Annotated in this window: 23 protein-coding genes; 22 read left to right on the forward strand and 1 reads right to left on the reverse strand. The window is 40.0% G+C overall.

Features of this window, described 5'->3' with window-relative positions; all coding sequences use genetic code 11:
* Position 1 precedes the first annotated feature (1 nt).
* Positions 2-1,192 carry an SEC-C metal-binding domain-containing protein gene (locus D8M04_RS18025; protein WP_246001339.1) on the reverse strand — a complete coding sequence of 397 codons (1,191 nt, stop codon included), beginning with the start codon at positions 1,190-1,192 and terminating at the stop codon, positions 2-4.
* Positions 1,193-1,490: 298 nt separating this feature from the next.
* Between D8M04_RS18025 and D8M04_RS18030 the strand changes: the two genes are divergently transcribed.
* From D8M04_RS18030 to modB, 22 genes are all read left to right on the forward strand, one after another.
* A complete protein-coding gene (locus tag D8M04_RS18030) occupies positions 1,491-1,946 on the forward strand; it encodes a hypothetical protein (protein WP_121524803.1) in 456 nt (151 codons plus the stop codon).
* A gap of 106 nt (positions 1,947-2,052) precedes the next feature.
* Positions 2,053-2,430, forward strand: a complete 378-nt coding sequence (locus D8M04_RS18035) for a VOC family protein (RefSeq protein WP_121524804.1) — start codon at positions 2,053-2,055, stop codon at positions 2,428-2,430.
* 212 nt (positions 2,431-2,642) lie between these two features.
* Complete coding sequence (locus D8M04_RS18040; protein WP_121524805.1) at positions 2,643-3,560, forward strand: aldo/keto reductase; 918 nt, start codon at positions 2,643-2,645, stop codon at positions 3,558-3,560.
* 277 nt (positions 3,561-3,837) lie between these two features.
* Positions 3,838-5,055, forward strand: coding sequence for a threonine synthase (locus D8M04_RS18045; RefSeq protein WP_121524806.1), 1,218 nt, complete (start codon positions 3,838-3,840; stop codon positions 5,053-5,055).
* A gap of 10 nt (positions 5,056-5,065) precedes the next feature.
* A complete protein-coding gene (locus tag D8M04_RS18050) occupies positions 5,066-6,295 on the forward strand; it encodes a dicarboxylate/amino acid:cation symporter (RefSeq protein WP_121524807.1) in 1,230 nt (409 codons plus the stop codon).
* Between the two features lie 212 nt (positions 6,296-6,507).
* A complete protein-coding gene (gene ssuD / locus D8M04_RS18055) occupies positions 6,508-7,578 on the forward strand; it encodes an FMNH2-dependent alkanesulfonate monooxygenase (protein ID WP_121524808.1) in 1,071 nt (356 codons plus the stop codon).
* Between the two features lie 62 nt (positions 7,579-7,640).
* Complete coding sequence (locus tag D8M04_RS18060; RefSeq protein ID WP_246001341.1) at positions 7,641-8,903, forward strand: ABC transporter substrate-binding protein; 1,263 nt, start codon at positions 7,641-7,643, stop codon at positions 8,901-8,903.
* A gap of 169 nt (positions 8,904-9,072) precedes the next feature.
* Positions 9,073-9,948, forward strand: coding sequence for a carbohydrate ABC transporter permease (locus D8M04_RS18065; protein ID WP_121524809.1), 876 nt, complete (start codon positions 9,073-9,075; stop codon positions 9,946-9,948).
* Positions 9,949-9,964: 16 nt separating this feature from the next.
* On the forward strand, positions 9,965-10,780 hold the full coding sequence (locus D8M04_RS18070) for a carbohydrate ABC transporter permease (RefSeq protein WP_121524810.1): 816 nt from the start codon (positions 9,965-9,967) through the stop codon (positions 10,778-10,780).
* Between the two features lie 359 nt (positions 10,781-11,139).
* A complete protein-coding gene (locus D8M04_RS18075; protein ID WP_121524811.1) occupies positions 11,140-12,411 on the forward strand; it encodes an L-lactate MFS transporter in 1,272 nt (423 codons plus the stop codon).
* A gap of 53 nt (positions 12,412-12,464) precedes the next feature.
* On the forward strand, positions 12,465-14,816 hold the full coding sequence (locus D8M04_RS18080) for an FdhF/YdeP family oxidoreductase (protein ID WP_121524812.1): 2,352 nt from the start codon (positions 12,465-12,467) through the stop codon (positions 14,814-14,816).
* 10 nt (positions 14,817-14,826) lie between these two features.
* Entirely contained in the window at positions 14,827-15,627 is an 801-nt protein-coding gene (gene fdhD, locus D8M04_RS18085; protein ID WP_121524813.1) for a formate dehydrogenase accessory sulfurtransferase FdhD, read from the forward strand.
* Positions 15,628-15,735: 108 nt separating this feature from the next.
* A complete protein-coding gene (moaA, locus tag D8M04_RS18090; protein ID WP_121524814.1) occupies positions 15,736-16,746 on the forward strand; it encodes a GTP 3',8-cyclase MoaA in 1,011 nt (336 codons plus the stop codon).
* A 35-nt stretch (positions 16,747-16,781) separates the two neighbouring features.
* A complete protein-coding gene (locus D8M04_RS18095; protein WP_121524836.1) occupies positions 16,782-17,795 on the forward strand; it encodes a ThiF family adenylyltransferase in 1,014 nt (337 codons plus the stop codon).
* A 12-nt stretch (positions 17,796-17,807) separates the two neighbouring features.
* The gene (locus D8M04_RS18100; protein ID WP_121524815.1) at positions 17,808-19,118 is read left to right on the forward strand and encodes a molybdopterin molybdotransferase MoeA; all 1,311 of its coding nucleotides are present in this window, start codon (positions 17,808-17,810) and stop codon (positions 19,116-19,118) included.
* The gene (locus D8M04_RS18105; RefSeq protein WP_121524816.1) at positions 19,111-19,584 is read left to right on the forward strand and encodes a molybdenum cofactor biosynthesis protein MoaE; all 474 of its coding nucleotides are present in this window, start codon (positions 19,111-19,113) and stop codon (positions 19,582-19,584) included. Before D8M04_RS18100 ends, D8M04_RS18105 begins: the two co-directional genes overlap by 8 nt.
* Positions 19,581-19,814: a molybdopterin converting factor subunit 1 gene (moaD, locus tag D8M04_RS18110; protein WP_121524817.1), complete on the forward strand. Its 234-nt coding sequence runs from the start codon at positions 19,581-19,583 to the stop codon at positions 19,812-19,814. The genes D8M04_RS18105 and moaD overlap by 4 nt, the downstream gene beginning before the upstream one ends.
* Before the next feature lie 17 nt (positions 19,815-19,831).
* Positions 19,832-20,332 (forward strand): molybdopterin-guanine dinucleotide biosynthesis protein B, encoded by a 501-nt coding sequence (gene mobB, locus D8M04_RS18115; RefSeq protein WP_158595156.1) that lies wholly within the window; start codon positions 19,832-19,834, stop codon positions 20,330-20,332.
* Positions 20,333-20,381: 49 nt separating this feature from the next.
* Entirely contained in the window at positions 20,382-20,960 is a 579-nt protein-coding gene (gene mobA / locus D8M04_RS18120; protein ID WP_158595157.1) for a molybdenum cofactor guanylyltransferase, read from the forward strand.
* 2 nt (positions 20,961-20,962) lie between these two features.
* Entirely contained in the window at positions 20,963-21,478 is a 516-nt protein-coding gene (locus D8M04_RS18125; RefSeq protein ID WP_121524820.1) for a MogA/MoaB family molybdenum cofactor biosynthesis protein, read from the forward strand.
* A 13-nt stretch (positions 21,479-21,491) separates the two neighbouring features.
* Complete coding sequence (modA, locus tag D8M04_RS18130; protein ID WP_158595158.1) at positions 21,492-22,271, forward strand: molybdate ABC transporter substrate-binding protein; 780 nt, start codon at positions 21,492-21,494, stop codon at positions 22,269-22,271.
* Positions 22,271-22,924 carry a molybdate ABC transporter permease subunit gene (gene modB, locus D8M04_RS18135; RefSeq protein WP_121524822.1) on the forward strand — a complete coding sequence of 218 codons (654 nt, stop codon included), beginning with the start codon at positions 22,271-22,273 and terminating at the stop codon, positions 22,922-22,924. The genes modA and modB overlap by 1 nt, the downstream gene beginning before the upstream one ends.
* Positions 22,925-23,004 lie beyond the last annotated feature (80 nt).

A 23,004-nucleotide genomic window follows, 5' to 3' on the forward strand; every position in this document is an offset into this window, starting at 1 on the left:
CTTACCTGCCGCAGCACTTCTTATACTTTTTCCCACTTCCACAAGGACATGGTTCATTTCTGCCTATTTTCACTTTCTTTTTAGTAGTAGAAGTTGGCATCGGCTGGATCTGCTTATTGGTTTCTCCGGATAATTGTGCAGAGGTATAGCCTTTCAGGGTCCAACCTCTCGTATGACTCATCAAATCAACTATCTTACTCATTAACGCCTGAATAATCTCCATCGTACCAAATTCTAGCAGATTGGATAAATAAGCAAGAACGTCATTGGCACTATCCCCATTCTTGATGGCAATGACGCATTCTTCTGCTATTTCATCGGCTTCCGACTTATTCATATTGAAATTTTGTGTTAGAAAGTCGATTAATTGCTGGTAGCTTGGATTCCTATCCACAAAACCTGGTTCTCCAGCATTGATGATCTGCTGTTTGGTAAAAGGATAAAAGGCTACATTTTCTCTGCGCTGATGCTCTTGTATCACCTTTTTTGAATCCAATACTCGTATATTCGAGTAGAAATCATCGTTTATACTTATTCGATTGCGATAGGCACTGGCATCTTGCATCACTGCTTCCAAATCTGCTGAATCAATATGATCTTTCGTGTGTTTTTTCAGCATGTCTGCCAATTGAGTGCTGCTTAATGCTCCGTAATAGTATAATATGCCTTGTGTCAGATTGATCCACTCTGTGTTTCTATTGATAATTGCTCTTGCATTAAGGTTATTTTTCAAGGATAGAATTTGTTGAATTAGATCATCAGGTACTGCCAAGATGTGTTTTCCTTCAAAAGTCCCTGTATATATCAACCCGCTGGAACGAAAATAGACAATCTGTTTATCTTCTAAATTCGGTGCTGGAATTTGGCCACCACTTTCAGCGATATGTATCAGTAGTTTGAAACGTTCGTTATCCCAGAAAGCTATATCGAAATGATTGGAAATTTTATCATGTAGCAATGCGATTAAATCAGCCTTTTTTAACTGACTTGCATTTTTAACTTTTAAGCTTTTCCTTATACCATCTAACTCGCTTTTGGTATAGTTACTTAGTCCTTCCTGCAGTGTGAAAGGAATTTTTATTTCGCTCCAGTACTTTTTCTGCTGCTTTTCTTTCTTCTCTTTATTCTCCGATAACGCTTTAAACGCGTTACTCATCGTTTTTTCTAAATCTTTGTTGATTTTTTCATTCATAACATTCACCACTTTATCTTACATTTATTGGAATTCCGATCCAATCACTTAATCTAGTATAACAAATAGATTTATAAAAATCTTTTCATAGTCCATTAGAAGTATTTACCATGGGGAGAAACTGGTAGTAAGTGTACTAAGTTTTCAAGTGAAAGTGATAACGAGATTACGAATCCTACTATAAAAAATGACAAGCAACTTACATATAAGGTAATATTATGCAAGTGCTTGTTTTAAGTCTTACTTGTAAACATTCTGAAATGGATACCGTATATAAAATTTAAAGGGGAGAATATGAATGACCCAGTATATTTATATTGCTTCACCGATGAGATTACCAGAGGGTTCTTTCGGCTTTAATCCCATATCTCCTGAACAACCAAATGTGTTTAGAAATGAATTGGACTTTATACATTTATATTTCGAGAATAATTACGATCGTGAGTTAAAACAAAGGTTTAATTATAGTCAACATTTTTCATATAAACATCAAGTGGGAGCATATTCCAATCAAATTCCTTTAAAGAATGTATTAAGAAAAACTCAAGAGGAAGAAAAATGCTTAACCCTTCTCTATAACTACATTGAAGAAGCTATCCAAAACAGTAACATCGTCGAGTATTTTACCTCTGTGAATGGTCAAGAAGACTTACCACTTTCAAGAAAAAGGAGTATTAACTGGCTGGATATAAAAAATCCATATGACCTAGTTCTGGAAGACCGTGAGTTATTAGAAATTACATTTTGGAACTGAGTACGGCTCTTTTCATATTAGTGAAAGGAAAGAATATTTTAAGAAACTTTGGTGGATAGCAATATAAATGATATAATTTAAAAAATTATAACCAGGGGTGAAACTTTTGATCAATAAAGTAGGTCAAATCATGCTATATGTAAATAACCAAGATGAAGCGGTTAAGTTCTGGACAGAGAAAGTAGGATTTAGTGTCATTGCAGAAGAAAATGGTCAAGGTATGAGATGGATTGAAATTGCCCCCACTAAGAATTCGGAGACGAGTATTATTTTGCACAATAAAGAATTCGTAGCTAAAATGTCGCCTGAATTAAATCTTGGTACACCTTCTCTAATGTTTTTCTCCGATAAATTGGAGCAATTGTATAGTGAGTTAAAAATGAAAAACGTTACAGTTGGGGAAATGGTCGAAATGCCTACAGGCAGGGTTTTTAATTTTGCAGACAGTGAAGATAATTACTTTGCGGTTATGGAAAAGAAGTAAATATTTAATTAGGTATAATGAACAATTAGGGCGGTACTTTTATTAAAGGTATCGCCCTTTATTTATAATTGTTTTTAATTCTATTTATATAGCTTGCTGGTCTCTCTTGACTTTTATATGCTACATATTTAGAAAATGACTCAAAATACACTTCCTGTAAAGAAAATTCAAATAATGGTACAATATACGTATCAATTACAAGAGGTGGTTTCATGAAAAAGATCAAACTAGGCAAAAGCGACTTAGAAGTTTCAAATATATCCCTAGGATGCATGCGGTTGGGGAAATTATCAAAAAGCGAAGCAGCAGACGTGATACATAATGCGATGGAGCTTGGTGTCGATTTCTTTGATCATGCCGATATTTATGCTGGTGGAAAATCGGAGGAAATCTTTGCAGAAGCAATCGAGATGAATCCGACGATTAGAGAGAAGATGGTTATCCAAACAAAAACTGGTATTCGAAAAGGGTATTATGATTTTTCTAAAGAGCATATCCTCCAGTCGGTCGATGACAGCCTTAATCGATTAAAAACGGAATACATTGATGTCTTGCTTCTCCATCGTCCGGATGCACTGATGGAGCCAGAGGAAGTGGCAGAAGCATTTACGGAATTGAAGAAAAGTGGTAAAGTACGTCACTTTGGTGTTAGTAACCAAAGTCCGTTGCAGATAGAACTTTTGAAAAAATATGTGGAGCAGGATTTGCTTGTCAATCAGTTGCAATTCAGTGTCATGCATACGGGAATGATTAATGCCGGAGTACAGGTAAATACGAAGCATGAGGGTGCTATCAATCGTGATGGCAGTATTCTAGAATACTCCCGTTTGAATGATATGACGATCCAAGCATGGTCACCGTTCCAGCACGGAAACTTTGAAGGAGTATTTATCGATAATGAGAAGTTCCCTGAAGTGAACGCAAAGCTGCAAGAAATTGGTGATAAATATAATGTGAATAAATCAGCTGCCGCTGTGGCTTGGATTTTACGTCACCCCGCGAAAATTCAAACCATTGTAGGGACCATGAATCCGGAACGTCTCGCAGGAATTGCAAAAGCTTCCGAAATTGAATTAACGAGAGAAGAATGGTATGAGATTTATAAAGCAGCGGGTAATGAGCTGCCTTAATACCATATCCATTAGTTAAGCCTGCTTATATGCAGGCTTTCTTTGTGAACGATTAAGGTTTTCTAAAATTTATGTTAATTGCATAAAAACTAGTTGACAGGTAGGAATTAAGGAATTAATATATAACTAAATTTAATGGTCTATAAAAATAATGCATATTTTTCAACCCTTCTATTGAAAAATATCACTCCATGCTGCAAGTGTAGTTTCAATAAATCTAGTAATACGATGCCTTTCTGATTTTAATCATACATACAAACGTTACGGAGGTTTTATTATGGAATTTAGTTATATCTCTCATCTGGAATGTCCGAAATGTCATGAAACGTATTCCGAAAATGAAATAAATCAGTTATGTAAATGCGGATCGCCATTACTGGTTCGTTATCGTCTCCATGATGTAAAAGCGAATGTACAAAAGGAAGACATTGCAAGCCGTGAAAATAGTTTATGGAGATATCATGAAGTGCTTCCAGTGAAGGATCAAGCTAATATCGTGTCCTTAGGGGAAGGAATGACACCTCTTGTCCCATTAGAAAAACTGGGCAAGAAAATCGATGTGCCTCAGCTTTATCTGAAGGATGAGGGCGTGATTCCAACCGGCACTTTTAAAACAAGAGGTGCTAGTGTAGGAGTTTCAAAGGCAAAGGAAATTGGCGTAAAACAATTGGCAATGCCTACAAATGGAAATGCAGGATCGGCATGGGCCCTTTATTCAGCGAAAGCAGACATTAAAGCTACCATTGTGATGCCAAAGGATGCACCTAAGATTACTAGAAAAGAAGTAGCGGTTGCGGGAGCTGAACTTTATCTGGTAGACGGGTTAATTAGTGATGCTGGAAAAATTGTTGGCGGGCTCATTGAAAAGGAAGGCATTTATGATGCTTCCACGTTAAAGGAGCCATATCGCATTGAAGGTAAGAAGACGATGGGCTATGAAATTGTCGAACAATTAAATTGGGAGGTTCCTGACGTTATTCTATATCCGACTGGTGGTGGGGTCGGATTGATTGGTATTTATAAAGCCTTGCTGGAATTAAAAGAGTTAGGCTGGATTTCCGCAGATAAGCTGCCTAGACTTGTTGCCGTACAAGCTGAGGGCTGTGCGCCTATCGTTAAGGCATGGCAGGAAGGGAAGAGAGAGTCAGAATTCTGGGAGAACTCGGAAACGGCTGCATTTGGAATTAATGTACCTAAGGCAATCGGCGACTTTCTTGTCTTGGAAGCGATCTATGAGACAAATGGATGTGGTGTTGCTGTTTCAGATGAGGACCTTTTACAGGTACAAAAAGAAGTTGCAATGACAGAAGGCAATTTCATTTGTCCAGAAGGAGCTGCTACGGTTGCCGCAGCACAAATGCTGCGGCAACAGAATTGGATTAAAGAAAGTGATAAAGTGATCTGTTTAAATACAGGGCAAGGCATAAAGTATCCGGACAGTGTTTCACTCGAAAACATCCCGTTATTGCAGCCCAATCAGCCAATCAACGGATAGGAGAGAATACATGAAAAAGATGAACATGCTTTCTCAAATATTTATAGCTTTCGTTCTTGCTATCATTTTTGGGATTATCTTTGGGCCCAGAATGGAGATTGTTCAGCCACTAGGTGATTTATTCTTACGTTTGATTCAGTTTATCGTTGTACCTTTAGTATTGGCTTCACTTATTACTGGGATTACGAGTCTGAACAATGGGAAGAAATTGTTATCCATTGGTGGCAAGACGATTAGTTACTTTCTGGTGACGACCTTAGTTGCCATCATGATCGGTTTAACGGTTGCCTTTATCATTTCTCCTGGTGAGGGAGTAAACCTAGAGCTACCGACAGAAGAGACGGAACCAGCGGAAATTCCTAGTATGGTTGATACGATATTGAATTTTGTTCCGATTAATCCGTTTGAATCATTGACTACCGGTAATATCATTCAAATTGTCTTTATAGCGATTGCTTTTGGAATCGCGATTATAGCTGTCGGAGAGAAGGCAAAGCCACTTGCTGATTTTTTCGAAGCACTGGCTGAAGTAATGTATAAACTAACAGGGATAATTATGAAAGTTGCCCCCATTGGGATATTCGGTATTCTAGCTCCGATTGTTGGAAGCTATGGCCTTTCCATTCTTATTCCGTTGCTGAAAATCATCTTAGCCGTTGCGATTGCCTGTGTCTTGCAGTTATTGGTTACTTATTCCATTGCGGTACGTGCCTTTGGGAAGATGAGTCCAATTACCTTTTATCGAGGAATTGCTCCTGCTGCTATTTTTGCCTTTTCCACAGCCAGCAGTGCAGGGACACTGCCTATAACTCTTAAAAATACAGAGGAGAATTTAGGTGTTTCCAAAGAAATCAGTTCCTTTGTGCTTGCATTAGGAGCTACGATGAACAGTGATGGAGCAGCTATTTACCAAGCAGTTGCTGTCATCTTCATCGCACAATTCTTTAATATTGAATTGTCTTTCATCCAGATTCTAACTGTCATCTTTATGGCAGTTGTCGTTTCAATCGGTGCAGCGGGTGTCCCAGGAGCAGGCTTAATTATGCTCACTATGGTTCTCCAAGCCGTTAATCTTCCACTGGAAGGAATTGCGATTATTGCCGCAGTAGATCGTATTCTGGATATGTTTAGAACAAGTACGAATGTGATTGGCGATGCTACTGCAGCTGTGGTTGTGCAGCAATGGGAGGATAAACGGAAAAAGCCGGGGAATGCCAAAAGAGTGGGGAATGTATCTTAAAATAAATTAGTGAAATTACTTGATATGAATAAGTCACTATTATTAAATTAGGAGTTTATTACTTTCTTAGAAATTCAACTATATACTGCTGATCGGTCAACCGAAGGCATCCATTTCTTATTTATTTATGAATAAGAGCTGGGTGCCTTTTTGTCTTTAAAAGCAAAGCAGTTTAATAGAATAGTAAGAATACAATACAAGGAGTGATCAGTGTGGAAGTGTTATGGTTTTTTCCAACAGGTGGGGATGGAAGGTATTTAGGTACAACATATGGTGGACGTGAAATTGATTTACCTTATTTAAAACAGCTTGCCGGTGCAGTAGATTCTCTGGGCTACCATGGAGCTTTATTACCGACAGGGCAAAATTGTGAGGACGCATGGATTATTGCTTCGTCCCTTTTGACAGATACAGAGAAAATGAAGTTCTTAGTAGCACTTAGACCAGGTCTTATGTCTCCTACCTTGGCTGCACGCATGGCTTCGACATTTGATAGGTTGTCTAATGGAAGGCTATTGTTAAACGTGGTTACCGGAAGTGATCCAAGGGAGCATGCAGCTGATGGCATTCATCTGGATCATACAGGAAGATACAAACTAACAGATGAGTTCCTGGAAGTATGGAGAAACCTAATGAAGGGAGAGCAGGTTGACTATAAAGGGAAGCATTTAACTATTAAAGGGGCAAAGAATACATTTCCGCCTATCCAACAACCATATCCGCCTTTATACTTTGGCGGTTCCTCTGATATAGGCCAACAGGTAGGAGCGAAGCATGCTGATGTGTATTTAACATGGGGAGAGCCTCCTGAAAAAGTGAAGGAAAAGATTGATAAAGTAAGGAATCTAGCTAATCAGCAAGGCAGAAATATTACATTCGGTATTCGATTACACGTCATTGTTCGGGAAACAGAGAAAGAAGCATGGCAGGCAGCAGATGAACTTATCAAATTTTTAGATGATGAAACGATCGCTGCAGCTCAGCAAAGGTTTTCCAAACAAGAGTCTGAAGGGCAAAAAGGAATGGTAGCTTTACACCAAGGTAAGAAAGAAAACCTGGAGATTAGTCCAAATTTATGGGCAGGAGTAGGGCTAGTAAGAGAGGGAGCAGGTACAGCCCTTGTCGGAGATCCAAAGACTGTTGCGGAACGCCTTATTGAATATCAGGGTTTGGGTATTGATACGTTCATCCTTTCAGGATATCCGCACTTGGAGGAAGCATATCGAACAGCAGAATTACTATTTCCTTTACTGCCTATTAAGAAAGATCCTGCATTAAAGTAAGGTGAAATTGTCTTAAGGGGACAATGTAATCATAAATAAACAAAGGATATGGAGGAGATATAGTGCTTAAGCGTATTAGCATTCTTTCATTGTTTTTTATTTTCATAGGATTGGTTGTTGCTGGCTGCAGTACAGGGGAAGAGAGTTCTTCTCAAGCAACAAATGAAGAAGGGGAAGAAGAGACTATTAGTTTTATTCATTGGCGTGGAGAGGATAAAGAAGAGTTTGATGAAATTATTCGTAGGTTTGAAGAGGAAAATCCAAATATTAAAGTAAACATGAGTTCTTTTCCAAGTGATCAATACGAAGCGACTTTACAAACAAAGTTAAAAGATGGTAATTCTGGTGATGTGTTTGCCATGTTTCCAGGTGTTCAGTTTGAAACCATTACAAGTGCTGGGTTAGCACATGAACTTAGTGGGGAGGAATTTGTTTCGAGATTCATTCCAGATTATATCACGGTAGGTCAACATGAAGATAAACAATATGGATTACCTTTACAACTAGTTTTCAACATCCCGATTTACAATAAAACCTTGTTTGATAAGTTTGGCGTAGAGCCCCCTGCGGATTGGGAAGGATTTCTGGAACTCAATGAAACGCTAAAAGAAAATGGCATCGAACGTCCAATCATTTTCCCGGCTGCAGACAATGGACCTGGGCAATTTATGAACCCAATGATGATGAATAACGAACCAGACGAAGATATTTGGGAGAAGGTACAGTCAGGAGAAAGAAAGGTTACAGAGGAATGGTGGGTAAAAACATTATCGCAAATAAAAGAATTAAATGATAAAGGGTATTTTGGTGAAGATTCGTTAGGCATTAACCAAAGTTCTTCAGGCACCTTGTTTGCTCAAGAAAACGGTGCGATTTTGGCAATGGGTTCTTATATGATGGCGCAAATCATAGAGCAAAATCCAAATATTGAACTTGGCTTACTAGCACCCATCACCGTGAGTGAAGATGAGACGGTGTGGGAAGGGATTCATACGACAACCTTTATGTTAGCTGTCAACGAACAATCAGAACATAAAGAGGAAGCAAAGAAATTTATCGAGTTTCTCACCCGTCCTGAAAATGCATCTCTTTATGCAAATGGAACCGGCCAAATGGTGACATTAGAAGATGTCACATACGAGAGTGAAGTATTAAAGGCACAAGAACCGTGGACAGAAAAGAAGACAAGGTTCCAGCCAAGATATACGATTAGCAATGGTCAAGTTCAAGATGCCGTATTAGCTTCCATTGAAGCAGTATTGAGTGGAACAGAGCCAGCGGATGCAGCTGAACAAGCACAGAAAATAATTGATCAGGCTTTGTGATGTCGTCTTAATAGGGAGTATCTTTTATAGATAATAAATAGAAAAGTCTATGGTAATACGTTAAAGATAAGAAGCCATTTTTAGGTTTTGATAATAACTTAACCCCGCCTAGAACAATAAATAATTTTATTCTATTACCATAGATGATTCTTTCTAGCAGGAGGATATAATGAAGGTTCATAAAAGTTTGTATCTGTTTCTTATTCCTGGATTTTTCCTTTATTTTACATTTTTTATCGTACCAACCCTTGGTGCGTTTTTCTATTCGATAACAGACTGGGATGGGGTCAATCAGCAATTCAATTTTGTAGGTCTTTTCAATTATACGAGCTTGTTAACCGATGATACGGTATTTATCACATCAATAAACAACAACCTTAAGTTTTTGTTATTTGTTGTCTTCTTTCAAACATTGTTGTCACTCATTTTTGCATTAATATTAATGAAAAATACAAAAACCAATATCTTTTATCGTGCATTATTTTTCTTCCCTACTATATTATCGTCTGTTTCTGTTGCGTTTATCTGGTCATTTATTTATGCTCCGGATTTAGGACTATTAAACCCCTTATTACAGAGCATTGGGCTAGGAATGCTGACACAAAGCTGGTTGGGTAATCCAGATATCGCTATTTTCTCCATTGCTTTTGTCCAAGTATGGTTCCACACGGGACAGGTGATGGTCATCTTTATAGCTGGACTGCAAAATGTACCTAAAGAGCTTTATGAAGCAGCAATCGTGGATGGAGCTAATAAATGGCAGCGATTTACCAAAATTACCTGGCCATTAATTGCTCCCGCCACAACCATAGTAGTAGGATACACAACGATTCAATCATTTAAAGCCTTTGATTTGATTTTCGCTATGACTGGGGGAGGACCGGCGTATTCCACAGAAATACTCGCTACATTTATTTATAACTCAGCCTTTAGCAACTACCAATTCGGGTATGCATCTGCTGCATCTGTTGTTCTGATGGTTATTGTGGCAGGCCTGACGTTGGTGCAGTTCCGTCTGGTAAATAGAAACAAAGTTGAGTACTAGGATTTGAGGGGATAGAATGACGTCCAGATTGGTTAAATTCATTTTGGTAGCTGTTTTTGGCTTAATCATTATCATTCCAGTAACTATGGTCGTTTTAACAACAGTTAAAACAAGTGAAGATTTTTACATGAATCCTATTGGAATTCCAAACTCGTTCACAATGCAAAATATGATCCAGCTATTTATAGGAAACCATATACATTTGAATTTGCTTAATAGCTTGATTGTAACGATTTCGACTGTTTTTCTTTGCTTATTAGTGGCCAGTTTCATTTCCTATGTCATTATGCGCCTAAAGGGATGGAGAAGCTTATTATTATTTGGATTATTTATTTTAGGAATGTTCCTTCCAGCCCAAGTTAATATGATTCCGCTTTATGGAGTGGTGAATGCGCTTGGACTGAACAACTCGCTATTTGGTCTTATTTTGATTTCCACGACTAGTTTTATGTCGGTAGTAGTATTTATCGTCGCAGGGTTTATGAAAACCATTCCTAAATCGCTGATTGAAGCAAGTGTGGTGGACGGCGCCTCAGAGTGGCAAATATATCGAAAAGTAGTGATGCCACTGTCAGCACCATCCATCGCAACTGCAGCCATATTTGTCTCCGTAATGGTTTGGAATGATTTATTATATCCATTATTGTTTATCGTATCTCCTGAAAAGAAAACATTGCCACTTGCATTGCTGGATTTTCAAGGAGAGTATTTCACAAACTATCCCATGATATTTTCCGGGGTAATTATCGCATCTATTCCCATGATTATTGTCTATCTTTTCATGCAACGTTACTTTATGGAAGGGATAACGGCAGGATCGAATAAAGGGTAAAGAAAGAACTTAATAAAAATAAGGACAGAGGCTGGGATATAACTGATATGCTCAAAAAGACGAACTTATTGCTAATTTAACGAAGTATATTTCCAGAGCGATACTTCTCCGCTAGCCAAAGTTCGGTATTCTCCTTTTAATAAAATACTCTTGTCCCAGCCTCCCAAAAAAGCTAAACACAAATTTAAGAAGCTTGCTTGGTAACTCATTTCTACTGCTGAAGATTGAAGGAAAAAGATTTGCATAATTGACTAAGATAAAGATAAATGATATTATTTGTTTGAAAAATGTGTATATTTATAAATTTATAAAAATATTATCTCCTTGATGAACTTTATTAATATCTAAGGAGGATGTGTATGGAGAAAGTTAAAAATCGCTGGCTGATTGCTGCTTCGGCAGTGGGGGTTCACCTTTCCATTGGTTCTGCCTATGCCTGGAGTGTGTTTACCAATCCAATGGCAGCGCAGTATGGTTGGGAGACTACGGAAATCTCGCTTGCTTTTAGTATTGCCATTTTTATGCTTGGCTTTTCGGCTGCCTTTATGGGGAGATTTGTAGAAAAACAAGGGCCGAAGAAGTCAGCCATTCTATCGGCGATATTTTTCAGTGTCGGTGTAGCTGGATCAGGATTAGCAACCGCTTTGGAATCCTTATTTCTATTGTATGTATTCTATGGTGTCATTGGCGGAATCGGTTTAGGGATTGGTTATATCTCTCCTGTATCCACATTAGTAAAGTGGTTTCCAGATCGGCGGGGACTTGCTACAGGGTTAGCAATCATGGGGTTTGGCTTTGCGGCACTTTTAAGTGGTCCTGCTGCGGCAGCCTTAATTGATTCTGTTGGTATCTCTAGCACGTTTTATGTACTTGGAGCAGTATATTTTATTGTGATGACCCTTGCTGCCCAGTATTTATCACCGCCACCAGAGGGCTGGACACCGAAGGGATTTAATGAGAAAAGACAAAATGGGAAGCGTGAAATAAAAGCAGACCTCTCACAACTGACGGCGAATGAGGCAATTAAAACACGCCGTTTTTGGATGCTTTGGAGCATGCTTTTTATTAACGTAACTTGTGGAATCGCTGTCATTGCTGTAGCTTCACCTATGGCTCAAGATATAGCTGGAATGACAGCCATTGCTGCCGCTGCCATGGTTGGAGTAATGGGTCTATTTAATGGGGCTGGGAGACTCGGATGGGCTTCACTGTCGGACTATATCGGCCGCCCGAATGTTTATACTGCGTTTTTTGTAATTCAAATCATCGCATTTTTCATGCTGCCCTTCGCGACGAATGGCATCATATTTCAACTATTAATCTTTGCGATTTTAACTTGTTATGGTGGGGGATTTGCGTCCATCCCTGCATATATTGGTGACCTCTTTGGAACAAAGCAGCTTGGAGCAATTCATGGCTATATTTTAACGGCTTGGGCAGCAGCTGGGGTAGTAGGACCAATTTTGCTTTCCTTAATCTATGATTCTACAAATAGTTATAATTTAACAATGACGATTTTTGGCATCTTATTTATGGTTGCATTTGCGATATCGATTTGGATTAGAGCCGATATTAATCGATTAAGAAAGGCACAGCAATCGCTGAATAATAGTGCAGTTGCAACAGAATAGCCCTATCTTTCAATACATGTATTTATAGATTATAGAAACCGGGGGGATTAATGTTGGGAGAAACAAAGCACACAGGGCCAATTAAATTACCGAAAAAGCCTGATCCAGCACTATGGGTGAGCAAGGTTCCGTTTGGTTTAGGGAAAATTAAGCCGCATCATATTCGTGACACGATGAAGGTCGTTTGGGAAAACAAAGATAATCTGCCATACGCAACACGAATTCTTACCCAAGGAGTTTGTGATGGTTGTGCACTGGGGGTATCTGGACTTTATGATCAAACATTAACAGGCCCGCATGTATGTACCACACGATTAAATGTACTGCGCCTGAATACGATGTCTGCGATTGACGAGCAGATATTAAATATGGATATAAAGGATTTACGAAAAATGAGCAGTACAGAGTTGCGCAAGCTTGGCCGAATTCCCTATCCACTGATTCGTAAGGCTGGCGAAAATAAATTTAGCCGTATTTCCTGGAATGAGGCACTGAATACTATTGCCAATAAAATGAAAGCGCTTGACCCGAAGCACTATGCATTCTATACAACATCACGGGGGATTACCAATGAAGTCTATTATACGGTTGGTAAAGTTGCCCGCTTTTTAGGTACGAATAATATCGACAATGCATCAAGAATTTGCCACTCGCCATCGAAGACAGCATTGAGTCGCTCGATTGGAGTGGGAGCGTCTACTTGTAATTATAAGGATTGGATTGGAACCGACGTCCTGCTTTTCTGGGGATCGGTTGCAGCGAACAATCAACCAGTTTCGACAAAATATATGTACGCTGCAAAGCGAAAAGGAACGAAAATCATTGTGATTAATCCATATCATGAGCCGGCAATGGATAATTATTGGGTACCTTCCATCCCTGAGTCTGCGTTGTTCGGAACCAAAATAGCAGACGATGTGTATCAGGTTAATATAGGAGGAGACATCGCGTTTATGCATGGCATTATGAAGCATTGGTTTGAGATGGAAGATCAGGAATTTGGCTCAGCCATTGATCATGCTTTTGTTTCCCAGCATGTGAATGGTCTTGAGGAACTCAGAGAAAAGGTCACTGCTTATGATTGGGACCAGCTCGTTACATCCTCTGGAATCGAAAAGCAGCGCATGATGGAATTAGCTGAACTCCTTGCGAAATCCAAGTCCGCCGTTTTTGTCTGGTCCATGGGATTAACCCAGCACCGATTTGGTACAGATAATATTTCTCAGGTTGCCAACCTGGCATTGCTGCGGGGATTTTTAGGAAGGGAGCATTGTGGACTCATGCCAATTCGTGGCCATTCTGGTGTACAAGGCTCAGGGGAAATGGGAGCAGATCCGTTCGTATTGCCTGGTGGGGGAATGGATGAAGGAAATAGAGCACGAGTGGAAAAGGTTTGGGGCTTTGAAATTCCTAAGTGGCAGGGGGACATTGTTGGTGTATCGTTAGAAAATGCGCTCTTGCCTGAGGATCATGAGCGTAAACTGGATCTTTACTATTTATCAGGTGGGAATTTCTTAGAAACGATGCCGAATCCTGATTTTATCAAGCAATGCCTAGAAAATATCGATATCCGTGTGCATCAGGATATTATTTTTAATACGTCGACCTTTGTGGACGCGAGAGAAGCGGTCATTGTTCTGCCTGCGATGACAAGATATGAACAGCCAGGTGGTGGTACTTCTACCTCTACAGAGCGAATGGTGTATTATTCACCGGAAATTAAAGGGCCACGTATTGAGGAAGCACGAATGGAATGGGAAATCTATGTTGATCTTGCTAAACGGGTCAAACCGGAACAACAGCATCTTATTGACTTTAAATCAGCAGATGAAATACGAGCAGAAATTGCCAAAGCGGCACCTAACTATGACGGAATTCAACATCTGAAAAATCGAGGTGATGTCTTTCAATGGGGTGGTGCATGGCTTTGTGAAGACGGGGTATGTCCAACACCAGATGGAAAGGGTAATTTGATTACTGTCGAACTGCCTGAACTTAGGAAGCCAGAAGGTCATTTTTATGTAACAACACGTCGCGGGAAACAATTTAATTCGATGATTTACGATGAGAAGGATCCGTTTAATAATGCGGACCGATATGATGTATTGATGAATGGAGCGGATGGGAAAGAGCTTGGAATAAAAGAAGGCGATGCCATTGTCATATACAATCAGCATGGAACCTTTCATGGAAGAGCCAAATTTGTAAAAATAAAACGTGGAAATATTGAAGCGCATTGGCCTGAAGGGAACATGCTTATACCTAAGGGTGTTTATGAAGAATTTGCAGGAATTCCAGAATATAATGTTGCGGCTATTGTTGAAAAGGCGGAAACCTACTTTGCGCAAAAGGATACGAAATATGTGGAAAAACGAATTGAAGAACTTGAGGTGGAGTTAAGCTAGGGGGGATAAGATGAATGATGTATTAGAGGATGGCTGGGAAATAATCCGATTTAATGGACATTCCCAGTCCACTTTATATGAGGAAGTTGCAATCGAAGCTCCGCTCACGATTATGATAAATGGGAGTGAATTTGCAACGATAGTCTGTTCGCCATCCCATCTCAGGGATTTAGTTGTTGGCTTTCTTGCCTCAGAAGGTGTCATTCGTTTTTATAATGAAATAAAAGAGATTTCCATTGACGAAGGAAGCGGCTTTGCTTATGTGGAGTTATATAAGTCAATCGATCCTTCGCAAATCGACCATTCGAAACGATTTATCGGGTCTTGCTGCGGAAAGAGTCGGCAGTTTTATTTTAAAAGCGATGTAAAGACTGCTAAGACGATAACAAGCAAACTCTCTGTTACGGCAGATCAATGCTTTCATTTAATGAAAGAACTGCAAACCAATTCAGAGCAGTTTATTCGTACAGGTGGAGTTCATAATGCAGCACTCGCCACGAGCGACAAAATACTTACGATTAGAACAGACATCGGGCGTCATAATGCACTCGATAAAATTTATGGGCATATTATTCAAGAAAAAATAAGGCTAGCGGATAAACTCATCGTCTTTAGTGGTCGGATTTCTTCAGAGGTATTGTTAAAAATCTCGAAAATAGGTGCTGGCATCCTCGTATCTAAATCGGCCCCAACAGATTTGGGATTGAAGCTGGCAGATGAGCTGGGAATAACAACAATTGGCTTTGTCAGAGGAAGAAAAATGAATATTTATACACACCCACATCGGATAATCGATACAAAAACTTCTTGAGCATCAGATGACTGTTTCCCTCACTGGAGGTTTTTTGGTTAAAGTATGTCAAGAACACTCAGTGAGGAAATCCGACTTAGCCTATAGACGAAAGGAGCGATAATCCAGTTGGGGAAGATAACAGATAAATTCGGACGCCCACTTCAAGATCTCCGTATCTCAGTAATTGACCGATGTAATTTCAGATGTACGTACTGCATGCCACAGGAGATTTTTGGCAGGGATTTTGCATTTATGCCGAAAGAGCAGTTGCTCAGCTTTGAAGAAATAGAGCGGCTGGCAGCTATTTTTGTCGATCTAGGAGTTAAGAAAATAAGATTAACCGGTGGAGAACCACTGCTAAGAAGAGATCTGCCAGTTTTAATTCATAAATTAACAAACATAAAGGCCTTAGAAGATATTGGATTAACAACCAATGGCTCGCTGCTGACTACCATGGCACAACGCTTAAAGGATGCAGGCTTAAAACGAATCAATGTTAGTTTAGATGCATTGGACGACTCGACATTTAAAGAGATCAATCATAGCAATGTTGGACCAGATAAGATTTTAAAAGGAATAGACAAGGCTAAAGAAGTGGGATTAGAAGTAAAAGTAAATATGGTCGTCAAAAAAGGCAGGAACGATAAAGAGATTCTTCCGATGGCACGGTATTTTAAAAATAGAGGTATTACCCTGCGCTATATTGAATTTATGGATGTAGGACAAACCAATGGCTGGAACTTTAACAACGTTATTACGAAGAAAGAAATTTTCCAAATGTTAAGCGGAGAGTTTGAATTAGAGCCTGTTGACCCTGCCTATATTGGTGAGGTTGCCAAACGCTATCGCTATCGTGGAGAAGAATCAGAAGTAGGGTTTATCACCTCCGTTTCTGAATCATTTTGTTCCACGTGTACAAGGGCGAGGATTGCTGCTGATGGAAAAATGTACACCTGTTTGTTTTCAGATAGTGGATTTGATTTTAGGGAGTTACTGCGTTCTGAAAAAACGGATGAACAGATTAAGTCTTTCATTATGGCTATATGGAATAGCCGAGATGATCGCTATTCTGATGAGCGAACCGAGGAGTCAGCGAAAAACAAAAAGAAAATCGAAATGTCTTATATTGGCGGTTAATAAGGTAGATGCAAGGCAGGTGAGCGATGGAAATGATGGAAGATAGATATTCCAGACAAAAGTTATTTAAACCAATCGGGGAAGATGGTCAGAAGGAAATTGGGCAAAAGCACGTACTCATTCTCGGATGTGGTGCTTTAGGTACGGCAAATGCGGAAAATTTAGTCCGGGCTGGAATCGGTAAATTAACGATAATCGACCGTGATTATGTCGAGCTTAGTAATCTACACCGTCAGCACTTGTTTACGGAGCAGGATGCTATGGATCAGATTCCTAAAGTAATTGCAGCGAAACGGAAATTGGAAGCCATTAATTCCCAAGTTGAAATCATAGCACATATTCTCGATGCAACTGCTGTTTCATTAAAACCTTATCTAGCTAAGGTAGATCTAGTTATAGATGCGACAGATAATTTTGATACACGGTTTATGCTGAACGATTTGCTTCAGCAACTGGAGATTCCGTGGATATATGGTTCCTGTGTAGGAAGTACTGGCATGAGCTACACGATTTTGCCCAAACAAACCCCCTGCCTGCACTGTTTATTGAATGACGGTCCTCCGCCGAATGGAGCGACATGTGATTCTGTTGGGATTATTTCGCCTGCGGTACAAATGGTAGTAGCACATCAAACGACGGAAGCCATGAAATTATTAATAGGAGCGAAAGAAGCTCTGCGCACCACCCTTGTAACTTTTGACCTTTGGAAAAATCACTACCAAATGATTAATGTGGAGCAAGCGATGAATCGTGCATGTCCTGCATGTGGCATGGATGCAAGCTATCCATACATACAATATGAAGCATCAACAAAAGCAGAAATTCTTTGCGGAAGGAACACGGTACAAATCCGTGCCAATCGGGAAGTGCATTTACCCGAACTTGCGAATCATCTAAAAAAAGTAGGACATGTAAAAGGCAATGACTTTTTACTGTCCATGGATTATCAGTCCTATCGACTCGTTTTCTTTCAAGATGGCAGAACGTTAATTCATGGAACCGATTCGATCGAAAAGGCAAAAAATCTCTATTATCAATTAGTAGGATGAAGGTGAAGCAGCATGGTGGAAATAAGAAAACCGATAAAAGTAAATGAAGCCATCTCACGCGTATTCGAGTTTTCTATAGCTGGAGAGGTAGAGCATGTCCCAATTGAGCAGAGTTATGGACGTTTTCTTGGGGAGGATTTGATAGCGGACCATCCTGTCCCACCGTTTGACAGAAGTCCGTATGATGGGTTTGCTGTTCGCTCTGTAGACACAGTTGGTGGGTCCCGTACTAATCCGATTTATTTACAGGTAGTTGGTGAAATTGGGGCTGGCAGTGTTTTTTCAAATACGGTTCAGGAAAACGAAGCAGTTCGAATAATGACTGGTGCGCAAATTCCGGAAGGCTGTGATGCAGTTGTTATGCTTGAGGTCGTGAAGGAAGTGTGGATGGATAACAAACCCCATATTGAGTTAAAAAGAGAGGTGAGGGAAAATGATAACATTTCCTTTGCCGGAGAAGACACGAAAAAAGGAGCCATTTTAACGAAAAAAGGGACATACATTAATCCTGGTGTGGCAGCGGTTCTTGCAACGTTCGGGTATAAGCAGGTACCTGTCAGCAGAAAGCCAAAGGTTGGCATTATCGCTACAGGAAGTGAACTATTGGAGCTTGATGAAGCTTTACAGCCTGGGAAAATTAGAAACAGCAATGCTTATATGATTTATTCCCAAGTGATGCGAGCAGGCGGAGAGCCGATCTATTATGGACAGTTTAGTGATGATTTAGATACATGCTTCCAGCAAGTGCAAGAGGCGTTTCGTAAGGTAGACATTTTAATCACAACGGGTGGTGTTTCTGTTGGAGATTATGATTTCTTGCCAGCTATTTATGAAAGGCTTTCTGCGAATGTGCTATTTAATAAAATCGCCATGCGACCTGGCAGTGTAACGACGGTTGCTGAAAAGAATGGGAAGCTCTTATTTGGCCTGTCAGGAAATCCGTCTGCATGTTATGTTGGCTTTGAACTTTTTACACGGCCAATCATTCGCACTTACTTACATGCATTTCATCCCTTCTTGAAAAAGGAAAAGGCCATTCTTGGCTCTGATTTTAAGAAGGCGAATCCATTTGACCGATTTGTGCGTGGACATCTATCCTTCCAAGAAGGTAAGCTTGTGGCAACTCCGGTGGGATTGGATAAGTCCAATGTTGTCAGCTCTTTAGCAGAAGCCAATATTCTTATTCTGTTACCCGGTGGTACGAGAGGCTATGAACAAGGGATGGAAGTAGCAGTTATTCTGCTGGAAGATCAGGAAGGGACCACTTTAGATAATTTTGTACAGACAGAGATCAATTCACGGAGGAGTCAAAGGCATGGCTAGTGAGCTATTTGAAATTGTTGAAGAATCGATTGAAGTGGGCGATGTTATTAAAAAGGTGGAGCGAAGAGAAGCAGGTGCCATTACCACCTTCATTGGAACAGTCAGGGAGTGGACTCAAGGGAAGCAAACGGTTTATTTAGAATATCAGGCCTATATTCCAATGGCGGTGAAAATGCTCAGTCAAATTGGTGATGAGGTGAAAGCACAATGGCCTGATACTATCATTGCCATAACTCACCGAATTGGCCGGTTGGATATTTCGGAAATTGCGGTAGTCATTGCAGTATCCTCCCCACATCGCAAGGCAGCATATCAAGCAAATGAATATGCTATTGAGCGAATCAAGCAGATTGTCCCGATTTGGAAAAAAGAACATTGGACTGACGGGGAAACATGGATTGGGGATCAGCTGGAGAATGTGCCTTATAAAGCAGGAAAACCAACTATAAAGGAGATAGAAGGATGATAACAGTTCTTTTATTTGCTCATTTACAGGAATCCGTTGGTAAGGATAGGATCCAATTGCCTATCGAACGAACAACGGTAAAGGAATTAAAAACGGAATTACAACAAACCTATCCACTGCCAGAGCTCGACCGTGTGATGACCGCTGTAAACGAAGAGTTTGCAAAGAATGACCGCCTCATAAAAGCAGGGGACGTCGTTGCATTTATTCCGCCAATCAGTGGTGGGTAATGAATAGGAGTCACACCATGGAAACCATTCAAATCGTTGGCTATAAAAATAGCGGGAAAACAACGACGGCAATAAAGCTAATTGAGAAATTTTCACAAAGGGGAATTCAGGTTGCTTCGCTTAAGCATCATGGTCATGGTGGAATCCCTTTGGGTCTGGAGAATAAAGACAGTTTTAAGCATCAGCAGGCTGGAGCAATGATTTCTGGAGTAGAAGGGGAAGGGATATTGCAGTTAGCGAAGCGAAAGGCTTGGAGTCTAGAACAGATATTAGCAATCTATGAAATCTTTGGGGTTGATCTATTAATACTGGAAGGATTCAAGCGAGAGCACTACCAAAAGGTTGTACTCATCAATAAGGAAGAAGACCTTATTTTACTAGATGAAACGACCAATATCCTGGCGGTAATTAGTTCTATCCCTGTAAAATCATCCTCTTATATAACTTTTAACACTTACGAATTGCAAGATTTCTGCGATTGGATGCTCCAATGGTACAAGAATAAAGCAATCCGGTAATGAATGATTCAAGGAAATCGGGATGAATTTTCCAAAAGGAGGATTTGGCATGCAGATTGTTGGAGTTATTCTTGCAGGTGGCGAGTCAAGAAGGTTTGGAACCCCGAAAGCTTTTGCCAAAAAAGAAGGGAAACATTTTTATACATATTCGGCAGAGGCAGTCAATCCTTTTGCTTCGAAGCTTGTCCTAGTTACCAATCGCAAGTTGGAGCCGCTATTTGAGAAAGAATTTACTGGTGAAATTACCAGGGATCACCCTTCATACGAGGGCCAAGGTCCGCTTGCAGGTATTTATACAGCAATGGAGAAGTATCCTGCCGATTGGTATATCGTCAGCCCAATTGATGTTCCTTTTATCGAAAACAATGTTATTGAGTTGTTGATAAAATATACTGGGTCTGATGCAGATGCTGTTATACCAGTTGTTGCGGGAAGAAAACAACCACTCATTGCCCTTTATCATCATCGTGTTAAAACAATCATTAAAACAAAATTAGATCATGGCTTTCGTTCGGTGGAGAAGGTGTTAGAAGCTTGCAAGGTACACTATCTCTCTATGAATGACGAAAAGAAGTTTATTAATATAAATTCACAAGATGATTACAAGCAATGGATTATGGAGGAATAATCATGTCAAATGTTCATCATCGGACTGCTTCGTTTTCTGTATCCTGTGCAATCGTGACGGTAAGTGATACAAGGGACGAAGAAAGTGATAAAAGCGGTCAATTAATGAAAACCTTACTTGCCGGGTCAGGGCATCCCATTCACCACTATACGATTATCCCAGATGATAAACAGACGATTACTGAAACCATCAAGTCTGCGGCCCATCGTGAGGATATAGCTGCAATCCTTGTCAATGGCGGTACTGGGATTTCTCAGCGGGACGTAACAATCGAAGCGATTCGCCCATTGCTGGACAAGGAAATACCAGGATTTGGTGAGATTTTTCGTTATTTGAGTTATCAATATGATATTGGAACAGCAAGCATATTATCGCGAGCGATTGCTGGTGTAGTTAATAATCGAATCGTTTTTTCCACACCTGGTTCAACAGGGGCTGTTAAGTTAGCGATGGAGAAGTTAATTTTGCCAGAGTTAGGACATGCGGTGAAGGAAATAACGAAAGATTTGCCAAAGTAAAGGAATGAAAACAGTGCAGAGGTTACCTATCTTTATCATATTTATACTCATCCCTTTTATTGCGGGATGTACAAATGAAGAAAAAATAGAGCTCACTATTTCCGCTGCGGCTAGTATGACAAATAGTTTAAACGAGATAAAGAAAGAATTTGAACAAGACTATCCTCATATTTCGGTTACTTATCATTTCGGAGGTTCTGGTACATTGCGTAAGCAGATTGAACAAGGCGCACCGATTGATCTCTTTTTTTCAGCTTCTAAAAAAGATTATCAACTGTTAGAAGAGGGTGGATTTGTTAGAAATGGATCAGCAATTCTTCAAAACAAGTTAGTTTTTATTCAACAGAGCAATGAGGAAAAACAATCATTAACAGATTTTCTCCACTCAGATGGAAAAATAGCCATCGGTACACCTGAGGCAGTCCCTGCTGGAACGTATTCTGAGCAATTATTAAAAGAGTTGGGTATTTGGGATAAACTCCAAGGACGAATAATATTAACAAAGGATGTTCGTCAGGTGCTAACGGTAGTGAAAGAAGGGGCAGTGGATGTGGGGATCGTTTATCAGAGTGATATACATGGGGAGGAAAATTTAGAAGCTGCCTGGGAATCTGACCCCCATCTCTATGAACCAATACAATACTTTGCAGCCATAATTGGCAATAATTCAGCCGTGGATGATAGAAAGATAGATGCGATGGAGCATTTCTATCAATTTATCCAAGAGGAACAGAGCATGAATATATTTGCAAGTTACGGATTTGATACAACGGAAGCGCTGGTGAATCAGTAATGGAATGGTCATGGCATCCCGTCCAACTCTCCTTATATGTTGCAGTCATTGCCACGTTAATTGCATTTGTTTTAGCAATCTTAGCAGCCTATCGGATTGCAGGGGGAAAGGTGAAAGGAAAGGCGATTGTCGAGACAATCTTCTTTATGCCACTCGTATTGCCCCCAACTGTAATCGGCTTTGTGTTAATTATTATTTTTGGAAGCAATAGTCCGGTAGGGAGAGCGCTGGAATGGATGCTCGGCAAAACGCTCTTATTCACAGTATCTGCAGCCATTATCGCTGCTGTCGTTGTGGCTTTTCCACTGATGTATCAATCCATTAAAACAGGATTTCTCTCTGTTGATCCGAACATAATAGGCGCGGCAAGGGTGGATGGTGCATCGAACTGGAAATTGCTTTTTTTAGTTATTGTTCCGATGTCATATCGGGCACTCCTTACTGCGGTTATCCTTGGGATTACTCGGAGTTTCGGAGAATTTGGCGCGACTTTGATGTTTGCTGGAAATATTCCAGGACGAACCCAAACGATTCCAACTGTGATTTATTTAGCGATCGAATCGGGGAGGACGGATATTGCCTGGTATTATGTGTTGATCAGTATAAGCTTTTCGTTTATCCTGCTTTTATTAATTAATCGTACGAGGCAGTAGTAGATTGTGCTGCAGTGCTCTTTATTAGGCATCCTGCTTCAAATGAAATTGCCCCTCTATTGTTCTGAAGGAGGGGCTAT

The organism is Oceanobacillus piezotolerans (genome assembly GCF_003665065.1).
Lineage (GTDB): Bacteria > Bacillota > Bacilli > Bacillales > Amphibacillaceae > Oceanobacillus > Oceanobacillus piezotolerans.